Here is a 12,176-nt window from a genome sequence, read left to right as displayed (position 1 = left end):
AAAATATGCCACCGCACTATTTTATTAAAAAATTTCTCTGTAAAAAAGAGAACACAAATTATCTGTTTTCATATAAAGATTTGTTTAATTTCTTTATATTCCAGATCATTTAGAAATGTTAAAAACATCTCATAATCTCCTTTGATATCAGCTTGTTTACCTCATCAGAAGTCTTAATACAAAAGATCGCTTTTGCTTTATTACTCTCCATTTAAATTTTTAATATTATATAAAAAAATAAAACAAGCACATTTAAATAATAACTGTCAGATATTTAAAAAATTGCATATTTTTAAATGCGTTTGTTTATTTTCCTTCATTGAGTAAAATTTCACGTTTTCCAACATGATTAGCGGCTCCAACAATGCCTTTTTCTTCCATTCGCTCGACGAGAGAAGCTGCTTTATTATAGCCGATTGAAAGTCGGCGCTGAATATAAGATGTTGAACATTTTTTATCACGCATAACAATTTTTACAGCTTGGTTATAAAGTTCCTCACCCTCTTCATCAAAATTTTCTTCCTCAGAAATTTCAGCAGCTGAATCAGCAGAAGTATCCTCTTTGTTATCGTCTTCATTATCTGTTACCGTTGCTAAATAATCAGGTTTTCCTTGCATTTTAAGATGTGCAACGATGGATTCAACTTCTTCATCTGAGACAAAAGGTCCATGAACGCGCACAATGCGTCCACCACCTGCCATATGAAGCATATCCCCCTGACCTAAAAGCGTTTCAGCACCTTGTTCACCCAAGATCGTACGACTATCAATTTTTGATGTTACTTGAAAAGAAATGCGGGTAGGAAAGTTCGCTTTAATTGTACCTGTGATAACATCAACAGAAGGACGTTGTGTTGCCATAATAAGATGAATACCTGCCGCACGCGCCATTTGCGCTAAGCGCTGAATGGCATTCTCTATCTCTTTCCCTGCCACCATCATAAGATCAGCCATCTCATCAACAATCACAACAATATAAGGAAGCTGCGTGAGATCCATGGCTTCTTCATGATAAAGCATTTCCCCTGTTTCCTTATCAAAACCCGACTGAACAGTACACATGATTGTTTCGCCTTTTTGAGCTGCAAGTGCAACGCGTGCATTAAAACCATCAATATTACGCACACCCAACTTAGCCATTTTGCGATAACGCTCTTCCATTTCACGAACCGCCCATTTTAAAGCTGTTACTGCTTTTTTGGGATCTGTGACAACGGGTGTTAAAAGATGTGGAATGCCATCATAAACAGAAAGCTCTAACATTTTAGGATCAACCATGATCAAACGACATTGCTTTGGTGTCATACGATAAAGAATCGACAAAATCATTGTATTAATTGCAACAGACTTGCCTGATCCTGTTGTTCCTGCAACCAATAAATGAGGCATTTTTGCTAATTCTGCAATGACCGGTTCACCATTAATCCCCTTCCCCAAAGCAAGAGCAAGTTTAAATTCACTTTCACGAAAAGAACGTGTTTGGATTAATTCTCGTAAATAAACGGTTTCACGAACCGCATTGGGTAACTCAATCCCGATAACATTACGTCCAGGAATGACAGCAACGCGTGTAGAAATAGCAGACATAGAACGCGCAATATCATCAGAAAGATTAATAACGCGCGATGACTTTACACCCGCAGCAGGCTCAAATTCATACATTGTAACCACTGGCCCTGGATGTACATGGATAACTTCACCCTTAATACCAAAATCTTCCAAAACACTTTCCAAAAGTCCAGCACCACGTTCTAATGTTTCCTGAGGAATCATCGTACCTTCATGAAAAACAGGTTTCTGTAATAAACTGACCGGAGGAAACTCATAAACATCACAGTCAACAGAGTGCATATTTTGCACAAAAGCAGAATCATAATTACCTAATGGCATACGAGTAGATTGCAATGTTTTAGTTTTACTGTTTGCTTGCATCACAGAAAAATCTTTTGAATTCTTTTTGACGGCTTTGTTTATACAATCAACAGTATTATTGGCGACAATATTATTGGTATTTTCAGTCTCTATACTCGCCCCTGCATCACTTAACGCCCCTGTATTACTTAACGTATGAGCAAAATCTTCAACAGAAAGCTTAGAATGACACTCTTTAGTAGTATCATTATTTGTATGCATTAAATCAGAAATTTTCTCAACACCTCGCATCCTTTCCGCTGGAGATTCTGATGTAATTGAATCATAGAGTTGTGGAAAGCGGTATTCAAGAACACGGTAAAGAGCCGTTATTGACTCATCAAAGGCTGTGGGAATATCCGGTGTAATTTCATTTGTCGTATCAATTGATGTTCCATCCTCTTTTGATGTTTGAGTCTCCACATGTTCAAATATCAAAGATTCACACTCAAAAAAAGCATCGTCGGAAAGATGCAACGCAGGTTTTATTTTTTGTAGCACATTTTCCACTTGTAATTTATGTTCTTGTTTATCCTCCTCAAGTGGAATATTTGCTGACGGCATATGAGTAGTTTGACGTGACAACTGCTTCAAAACCGTTGAATGACAAACTGATGTTTTATTCTCTATTGATTGAGGATTAATGACTTTTTTTGTCGAAAGAATATTTGTTGTTTTCTTGTTACAACGTACAATATCTGTATCTGTAATTTTTTTTTGATCTTGCTTCGTAAAAATTTTAAACTGTTTTGCAAAAACTGGATCTGTTTCTATACGACGACGCAAAATCTCAACTTCTGGGGTTCTCGTGAAACGGACGTTTTTTCCGAGGGCAAATGCCTTTTTCCACACTTCCGGATAAGGAAATATCTCAGTAATCTTAACAGATAAATCTTCTCTTGATGCACCTTTTGTACCATCATCAGAAAAAGAAGACGTAGAAATAGATTTTGTTTTCGAATTATGCATGGCACCCAACAAATTTATAGCAATGAGAAAAATAACCTTTTCAAAAAGAATTCGTAGAAACTATCATACGAAGGTTAATAACCTTTTGCTGATGGTTACTTTTTAATGAAAAAAATAGTGCCATAATGCATATTCATAATCTGCCTTTTGCATATTTACGATATAAATTGCCTAGTTTATGGTGTCATAGAGCGCGTATTTCATTTGTTTTGAAGAAAACTTCATGATAAAAAAACTTCAAGAAAATTGTCTATGCCTCTCTTTCTCTCCCTTTTCATAAAAGAAACTAGTCTCAATAATACAATAAGCATTGCTCTATTGAACTCTCCATGCTCAATTATCACGATATAATCTAATTTCTCACGTTTTTATAAGATTATCCTTGTTATCCTCGTTTAAAAAGGCTTAGACTAAGACAATCATAATGACATAAATATAAATAGAAAAAAGGGAGTGAATTATGTTTAATAAACGGAAATTTTATATCAATGGTCTATGGGATGAGCCAAGCACTCCTCACGATTTTGACGTCATTAATCCATCAACAGAGGAGGCTTGTGCTGTCATTAGCCTTGGAAGTACAAAAGATGCCGATAAAGCAATTAATGCGGCTAAAGAAGCCTTTCAAAAATGGAAAACAACATCACCAAATGAGCGTCTTGGATTTGTTGAAAAAATTCTAGAGATCTACGAAAAACGTTCCAAAGACATGGCAAAAACCATTTCAATGGAAATGGGAGCACCAATTGATATGGCGCTTAATGCGCAAACTGCAACCGGAAGTTCCCATATTCGCAATTTTATCGAAGCTTATAAAGAGTTTTCGTTCCAAGAAACTTTAATAAAGGGAAATGAGCAAGCAATCCTTCACTACGATCCTATCGGCGTCGTAGGATTAATTACGCCATGGAATTGGCCCATGAATCAAGTAACTCTTAAAGTTATTCCTGCTCTCTTGGCTGGCTGTACCATGGTGTTAAAGCCCTCTGAAATTGCGCCTCTTTCTGCTATGCTTTTTGCTGAATTTTTAGATGAAGCCGCACTTCCAGCCGGTGTTTTTAATTTAATCAATGGTGATGGAGCGACTGTCGGCTCTTACCTCTCTGCACATTCAGATTTAGAAATGATCAGCTTTACTGGTTCAACTAGAGCAGGAAAAGATATTTCTAAAAATGCCAGCGCTACTTTAAAAAGAGTCTGTCTGGAACTTGGGGGAAAAGGAGCGAATATTATCTTTGCTGATGCCGACTCAGATGCTGTTCAACGTGGTGCACGACATTGCTTTTATAATAGTGGACAAAGTTGTAATGCACCAACTCGTATGCTTGTGGAACAGAGCATCTATGACAAAGCCGTGAAAATAGCCAAAGATATTGCAGAAACAACAAAAGTAGGACCAAACTGCCAAGAAGGAAATCATATTGGGCCCGTTGTTTCAAAAAAACAATATGATAAAATTCAAGATCTTATCCAATCGGGAATTGATGAAGGTGCAACTCTTGTTGCAGGCGGGACTGGTTTACCGAAAGGAATGGAACGCGGTTATTATGTCCGTCCAACAGTCTTTGCTGATGTAAAACCTCATATGCGTATTTTTAAAGAAGAAATCTTTGGTCCAGTTCTCTCGATTCTTTCTTTTAGTACAGAAGAAGAAGCCGTCGCTTTAGCGAATGAGACTGAGTATGGTCTTACAAACTATATTCAATCGCAAGATCGCAACAAATATCGTCGTATTGCGGCACAAGTACGCTCTGGTATGGTAGAAGTTAATGGATATGGATTACCCAGTGGAAGCTACTTTGGAGGTGTAAAATTTTCTGGGCGCGCTCGTGAAGGAGGACATTGGGGAATTAAAGAATTTCTCGATAGTAAAGCAATTTCGTACTGGTAAAATCTTATTAAAAACTTAATAGGAATCGTATGGTAATACAGAAAATAACGGATGAAGGTGCTCTTGGGCAACGTCTTGATCAGTGGCTCGCAAAACAATATCATGATGTGCTCTCACGTTCGCGTTTGCAAACTCTCATCCGTGAAGGCTGTCTTAAAATTGATGGTCAATTCATAAAGGAACCCAAAATAAAATTAAAACCTAACCAAATAATTGAATTGGAAATGCCGGACCTTCGTGATGCAGAACCTAGCGCTGAAGCCATTGCATTGGACATTCTTTTTGAAGATGATCATGTCATTGTTATTAACAAACCAGCCGGTCTTGTTGTTCATCCTGGGAATGGCAATTGGACCGGTACATTGGTTAATGCCCTTATTTACCACTGTGGGAATAGTTTATCTGGTATAGGTGGTGTTAAACGCCCTGGTATTGTCCATCGTCTTGATAAAAATACAAGCGGTGTCATGGTTGTTGCAAAAAATGATCTAGCTCATAAAAGTCTCAGTGCTCAATTTTCTGATCATGGACGTACCTGCGCATTAGATCGACGCTACCATGCCTTGATTTGGGGAACACCTCAGCGCAATGTCTGGACAATTGATGCATCACTTGGCCGTTCGCCCCATAACCGGACAAAGCAAGCTGTCATCCATAACCAAAACCCTTATGCTCGTCATGCTGTTACACATGTTTTTCTGCTTGAAAAATATGGCTCTCATGCAGACTCAACATCTTTTGCTAGCCTTCTGGAATGTCGCTTGGAAACTGGACGCACCCATCAAATCCGTGTTCATATGACTCATATTGGGCATCCACTCATAGGCGATACAGTTTATGGAAACGCTTTTAAAACAAAATCAAACACATTCAACTCCACTATTAGAAATGCAATCGATCAATTCAACCGACATGCACTCCATGCTGCAAGTCTTACTTTTGAACATCCTTCTACCGGTAAAGTTATGTCGTTTTCCGCACCACTGCCTCAAGATATGGCTAAACTTATTAAACTTTTTAAAAAAATGAATTGAAACTTTTCCCCTTCTCAAGATTTCACAATAAAATATCTTTTTTTGAACAAAATTGAAAAATATGCTAGAGTGAGGTTATGAGGATAGTTAGCTATCTAAAACATAGAATTTGCCTTATCAGGGAATTCAAACAAAAGGAGGGTGCTATATGGCCCATATGAATTTATTATCAGTAATGACAGGTGATGGTGGTTTAAACCGTTACTTGGAAGAAGTGCGTCGTTTTCCAATGCTTGAGCCAAAAGAAGAATATATGTTAGCTCAGCGTTACCGTGAGCATAATGATCTAAAAGCTGCGCATAGGCTAGTAACCAGCCATTTGCGTCTCGTAGCTAAAATCGCGATGGGATATCGGGGCTACGGACTTCCCATTGGGGAAGTCATTTCAGAAGGCAATGTTGGACTCATGCAAGCTGTTAAACGTTTCGAACCAGAGCGGGGTTTTCGTCTTGCAACCTATGCAATATGGTGGATTAAAGCATCAATCCAAGAATATGTATTGCGCTCTTGGAGTTTGGTGAAAATGGGGACAACAGCTAATCAAAAGCGTTTGTTTTTCAACCTTCGTAAGTTAAAAAGTAAACTTCAAGCACTTGATAGTGGCGATCTCAATGCAGAACAAGTGAAAAAAATTGCAATCCAGTTGAATGTCACAGAAGATGAAGTTGTATCAATGAATCGTAGGCTTGGTGGTGACACTTCACTCAACGCACCAATTCGAACAAAAGAAGGGGAAAACAGTGAGTTGCAAGATTGGTTGGTGGATGAATCTAACGATCAAGAACAAATTTTAATTGAAAAAAGTGAATTAGAAAATCGCCGTTCCATGCTCATAAATGCCATGGACAATCTCAATGAACGCGAAAAGCGTATATTTAAAGCGCGTCGTTTAAACGATGTACCACTAACCCTAGAAGAACTCTCTGGTGAATTTAATATTAGTCGAGAACGAGTAAGACAAATTGAAATGCGTGCATTTGAAAAAGTGCAAAACTCTATCAAAGATTCTACTTTATCTCAAAGTCAAGTATAAAACCTAGAGTTAAGTATAAAGCCAATGGTTTGCACATTCTTTAAATGTGAAAATGAAAAAAAGCATGCCTTGGCTTTATACTTGTAAATTAGCCTATAGAATTCTTTAAGTTATTGATATGTAAAGCTTTATTGAATATATTTGGTATATAATTGATAAAGACGGTCGTAGAAAATTCTTCACAGCCGTTTATTTTTTTGCATCTATGTTTTATTTTGTTGACCAAGAACTGTTAACTTATCTTGTTGTGCAAGCCATTGTCCAATAACTTCATTAAAAATAGACTTACCTGTTGGTCCTTTTGCAAAGGTTAATTCACTTATACGCCCGTTTTTATCCGTTAACACCAAACGCATCCAATCTAATTCTCGCATCAATTGTAAATTTCGATCAAGAAATGGATGATTTCCACTCAATGCGACAAGAAAAAAGTCATCGTTAATCTTTGCAGCAATGGTTCTTGTTAAAGCCTGTCCAATGGATTGTTCACTTGCTTTAAAGGTTAATGCTTGAACATTGCTTATAGCTTTACCTGAAAATTTATCCGAAAGAATAAAAATAAGGTCCATAATATATGAAGCAGGAAATGACTGATCGGTATTACGACGTAAAATTAACCGTAATGATATCCCTTCATCAGGAATTGTTATATCACCTTGTATAGTTGTTTCTTCTGGAGACCCCTTCACTTGAGACTCTTTTATAAGTGTCCAGCGAGCACTTCCCGTTGCTATCTTTTCTGCATCATAATTTGTACGTGCTTGATAGAAAACAGCTTCACCTGATGTTTCAAGCGATTGCAAATTGCTATCAACAACTGTTGAGAATACTTCTTCATCCGAAGAATCTATCGCTTGTTTTAAACCAACATCAATTTCACTTCCATCCTCTAATAAGCGTTGTGTTAACTTTCTCTTAATTGGAAATGCCTTTGGTACTCTGTGAGAAGCTTGAAGATTTTCTTCTAAAAACTGATGATCATTTGATACAAATACACGCTCACCAACAAAAAAAATACCAACAAGTAAAACAACAAAACTAACAACAGAAACAGCACTTATCACAATACGCCTTTGCACTAACGATTTATTAGCACGACGTAAAGCCTGAGAAAAAATGTGCGAAACAATATGCGGATTATCTTCCTGCGAAGGAGAAATCTTTAACACACTGCTATTAACATGCTGAGAAGGCACATCAGCCTCCATATTAACAGGCTCTGCATCTGGTATATCTGATACACAAAGCTCAACAAATACCTTGTTATCCTTTGAACGTGTAACAAAATCTTGCTTTCTTTTTATGTTTACCTCTGACAATTCATTATTCTTTGGTAATATAGTTTTTTTTGTATATTTCTTATCTTCATTTATATTTGTGGGATTCCAACCAATAACTGAAGAAAGCCGTTTCTTTTCAACTGCTAAATATTCTCCTTCAACAGTTGCAATAGAACTTTGAAGAATCTTTCTTTGTTCATCCGCTATTGCTTGTGGTATTTTTGCTGTTACAAATTGATGTTCTAGTGTTTCGGTAGCCCGCTTATAAATCCGCTTACGCACTTGTGGTGTAATATTATTTTGTGCATTAATTGTCTTTTTTAAGATTCCAACGAAATCTACCATTTCCTCTATAATCTCTCTTAAACTGAGAAAAAATCAATAGTAAAGCCAAAAAACTTTATTTTAGCCTTCTAAATTGGTTGCCATTTAATATTGGTACAACTATTGCAATAATGTAAAATGAATATGAAAAATAAACAATGCTATTTTGCACCTTTCTTTTACGTGCTCTTAAAAACTTTTTTTGTAAAAAGATACAAAAACGAACAGAGAACATATATAGAAATCTAAAAACAATAATCAATTAACAAAGGGATCCGTAATAAGAATAGTATCTTCACGCTCTGGACTTGTGGATAATAAAGCCACTTTCGTATTAATCAGTTCTTCAATATAGCGTATATATTTAATAGCCTGCACTGGTAAATCTTCCCACCTCAATGCATGTGCTGTTTCTTCCTTCCAACCTTCTAATGTTGCATAAATAGGCTTCACCCGATCCTGAGCTCCCATGGAAGAAGGTAAATAATCAATCCTTTTACCATCAAGCTCATAACCAATACAAATTTTTATTTCATCCAAACCATCTAAAACATCAAGTTTTGTCAATGCTATACCTTGAACACCGCAAATTGTTACCATCTGACGTACTAAGACAGCATCAAACCAACCACATCGACGCTTTCGACCCGTTACAACACCAAATTCATGTCCACGCACTCCCAGAAATTCACCAATATCATTTATCTGCTCTGTCGGGAACGGCCCTTCTCCAACGCGTGTAGTATAAGCTTTTGCAATACCCAAAACATAATGGATTGCATCAGGTCCCATCCCCGAACCTGTACATGCTTGCCCAGCAACTGTATTAGATGACGTTACATAAGGATAAGTTCCAAAATCATTATCTAATAAAGCACCTTGCGCACCTTCAAAAAGAATGTGTTTCCCTCCTCGATAACCTTCATCTAAAAGACGCCACGTACAATCCATAAAGGGCAAAATTTTATCCGCAACTTGCATCAATTCATCATAAAGTGCTCGAGAATCAATCTCTGCAACACCCATCCCACGACGCAAAGCATTATGATGCCTCAAAAGCCGCTCAATCTTAGCCATAAGTGTATCTTTTTCTGCTAAATCCATCACTCGGATAGCACGACGTCCCACCTTATCTTCATAAGCCGGTCCAATACCGCGCTTTGTTGTACCAATCTTTAAACCAGATAAACCGCTTTCTCGAATTGCATCAAGATCACGATGCAAAGAAAGAATCAAAGGAGCATTTTCAGCAATACGCAAAATTTCTGGTGTGATTTTTACACCCTGATTACATAGTTTTTTTACTTCTGCAACAAAATGATGAGGGTCAACAACAACACCATTACCAATAATTGATAACTTGCCACGCACTAAACCAGACGGTAAAAGTGATAATTTATAACTGACTCCATCAACAACCAATGTATGGCCAGCATTATGCCCCCCCTGATATCTCACCACGATATCTGCTCGCTCAGACAACCAATCTACAATTTTACCTTTGCCTTCATCACCCCATTGTGTACCGACAACAACTACATTGGCCATAACTTTCTCCGTCGTGTTTGGTCAAAAAAACCAGCATTCAAAAACAAACTCTTCTTTATAACGAAACCTTAGAGCAAGTGCGACTCCTCATTTCAGATTTTTCTCAATCTTCAAGTGATTAAATTTTCAAATTTATGATAATAAAGATAAGCAAATACCCAAATATTTTAAATCTGTCATTTTCGCTACAAAAAGTAAAAACATTAGAGATTTTAATTTGTGCGTATCCAACACCTGACAAAGCATTCATTCCCCGTCTTAATCTTTTACAATTCATGTAATATTTAGAGGCTGTTTGTCTGATACAAGAATACGAAAGATCATCATAATCTCTCGTATCCTTTTTTGTTTAAAAACACGTTGTGAAAATCAACAGTAATTATTTAAAGCTGTGCTTTTTCAACTTGGAACGCCCACTCAAGCCATTGTGTTAAAATTTCAAGATCGGAAGCCTCAATTGTTATACCCGCCCAAATTCGAAGCCCAGGAGGAGCATCGCGATACGAACCGATATCATAAGCAACCCCTTCCTCATCAAGACGCTTCACAACCGCTTTTATAAAAGATACTCGCTTTTCCGTATCCAAAGCAGTAATCACTGGATCCACAATATCTAAACAAATAGCGGTGTTAGAACGCACTTCAGGATCTTTTGCCAAATATTCTAACCATGGCGTTTTGCGAACAAAAGCATCAAGTACAGAAAAATTTTTCTCAACCCTTGCTCTTAATGCCGCTGCACCTCCTAGAGATTTTGCCCACTTCAACCCATCAAGAAAATCCTCAACACAAAGCATAGAAGGTGTATTGATGATCTTTCCTTTAAAAATATCTTCGTTCAATTTTCCATTTTTTGTCATATAGAAAAGTTGGGGCATAGGCCAAGCTGGAACATGATTCTCAAGCCTCTCAACAGCACGAGGACTTAAAATCACCATACCATGTGCAGCCTCACCTCCCAAAACTTTCTGCCATGAAAAAGTAACAACATCTAATTTTGAAAAATCAAGATATTGCGCAAAAGCTGCCGATGTTGCATCACAAATGGTCAATCCAGCCCGCTTATGCGGAATGAAATCCGCATTAGGAATACGCACACCAGAAGTTGTCCCATTCCATGTAAAAACAACATCCCGATCAAAGTCAAGTTGTGTTAAATCTGGTATTTCACCATAAGGAGCTTCAAAACGACGCACATCAGAAAGCTTTAATTGCTCGACAACATCTTTATTCCACCCAAACCCAAAACTTTCCCACGCTGCCATATCAATGCCACGCTCACCTAATAGAGACCATAGAGCAGCCTCAACAGCACCGGTATCTGATCCTGGCATAATTCCTATACGATGATCAGAAGGAACCTCAAGAATCTCACGGGTTAAATTAACAACTTCAGCAAGTTTTAATTCTGCTTCTCTAGATCTATGTGAACGCCCAACTAATGCATTTTTAAGAACATCAAGAGTCCAACCAGGCCGTTTGCTACAAGGGCCTGAAGAAAAATTAGTATTATTGGGACGATTACTTGGTTTTTGTAACATTATCATTATTTCTCCCCTTTTAGATGTTTTTCTTTCTTTATAAAGAAAAACAAATTATTATAAAGACTAATCAATAATCTTTTTAGAAAAAAGTCAAAAATGTTGTCTCTTATTTCGTATGCTTAAAATTTAGGGAAACTTTATAAAAAAATCTTTCTTAATCATTCTTCTCGATTGATTCTTTTAATTTTTTTTCGTATCACCACCACGATAAGACAGCATTCTAATAACAATACACTAAAGTGTCCAATATACCTATCAAATTTATTTTATGATAAAGATTCATTGATAACGCTCTAGAATAGGGAGATAAACTTATTAAAAAATCAATTATTTTTCTTTTGATGACTGGACAGAGAAAATTTTAATGTTATAACCGCAAACGCTTTATGTTTTTTTGAAGCATGCCCAGATAGCTCAGTTGGTAGAGCAGCGGACTGAAAATCCGCGTGTCCGTGGTTCGAATCCGCGTCTGGGCACCACTTTTTTGTTTAAAATATTGAAATATATAGATTTTTTCTTTAAAGAGCTATTTTAAGACCAACTTTTAGACCACCTTCTACGGTTTATATAATTTTACCTAATTTGTTCTTATTTGCTCCGTATTTTTCTTTGGAGTAAAAGCTAGGATCTCTTTTTTTCTCC

Annotated in this window: 7 protein-coding genes and 1 tRNA gene; 4 read left to right on the top strand and 4 right to left on the bottom strand. The window is 37.0% G+C overall.

Going from position 1 to position 12,176, the window contains the following annotated elements; translation table 11 throughout:
* Window positions 1-306: 306 nt before the first annotated feature.
* Window positions 307-2,880: a DNA translocase FtsK gene (locus tag ACFIMK_RS03585; protein WP_375682760.1), complete on the bottom strand. Its 2,574-nt coding sequence runs from the start codon at window positions 2,878-2,880 to the stop codon at window positions 307-309.
* Window positions 2,881-3,340: 460 nt separating this feature from the next.
* Between ACFIMK_RS03585 and ACFIMK_RS03580 the strand changes: the two genes are divergently transcribed.
* The 3 genes from ACFIMK_RS03580 (at window position 3,341) to rpoH (ending at window position 6,838) form a co-directional block, all read left to right on the top strand.
* Complete coding sequence (locus tag ACFIMK_RS03580; protein ID WP_375682759.1) at window positions 3,341-4,771, top strand: aldehyde dehydrogenase family protein; 1,431 nt, start codon at window positions 3,341-3,343, stop codon at window positions 4,769-4,771.
* A 29-nt stretch (window positions 4,772-4,800) separates the two neighbouring features.
* Window positions 4,801-5,805 (top strand): RluA family pseudouridine synthase, encoded by a 1,005-nt coding sequence (locus ACFIMK_RS03575; RefSeq protein WP_375650654.1) that lies wholly within the window; start codon window positions 4,801-4,803, stop codon window positions 5,803-5,805.
* 148 nt (window positions 5,806-5,953) lie between these two features.
* A complete protein-coding gene (rpoH, locus tag ACFIMK_RS03570) occupies window positions 5,954-6,838 on the top strand; it encodes an RNA polymerase sigma factor RpoH (protein ID WP_273790355.1) in 885 nt (294 codons plus the stop codon).
* A gap of 203 nt (window positions 6,839-7,041) precedes the next feature.
* On the opposite strand, the gene ACFIMK_RS03565 is transcribed toward rpoH, so the two are convergent.
* From ACFIMK_RS03565 to ACFIMK_RS03555, 3 genes are all read right to left on the bottom strand, one after another.
* On the bottom strand, window positions 7,042-8,463 hold the full coding sequence (locus tag ACFIMK_RS03565; RefSeq protein WP_375613715.1) for a hypothetical protein: 1,422 nt from the start codon (window positions 8,461-8,463) through the stop codon (window positions 7,042-7,044).
* Window positions 8,464-8,700: 237 nt separating this feature from the next.
* The gene (locus tag ACFIMK_RS03560) at window positions 8,701-9,990 is read right to left on the bottom strand and encodes an adenylosuccinate synthase (RefSeq protein ID WP_375613716.1); all 1,290 of its coding nucleotides are present in this window, start codon (window positions 9,988-9,990) and stop codon (window positions 8,701-8,703) included.
* Between the two features lie 383 nt (window positions 9,991-10,373).
* Window positions 10,374-11,537, bottom strand: a complete 1,164-nt coding sequence (locus tag ACFIMK_RS03555) for a phosphoserine transaminase (RefSeq protein WP_375613717.1) — start codon at window positions 11,535-11,537, stop codon at window positions 10,374-10,376.
* Window positions 11,538-11,937: 400 nt separating this feature from the next.
* Here ACFIMK_RS03555 and ACFIMK_RS03550 point away from each other — a divergent pair.
* Window positions 11,938-12,013: transfer RNA gene (locus ACFIMK_RS03550), tRNA-Phe, on the top strand.
* The last annotated feature ends 163 nt before the right edge of the window (window positions 12,014-12,176 follow it).

Origin of the sequence: Bartonella sp. AP280QHHD (assembly GCF_042196125.1) — a bacterium.
In the GTDB taxonomy this organism is placed as follows: domain Bacteria; phylum Pseudomonadota; class Alphaproteobacteria; order Rhizobiales; family Rhizobiaceae; genus Bartonella.
This window is presented reverse-complemented; position numbering and strand designations above follow the sequence as displayed.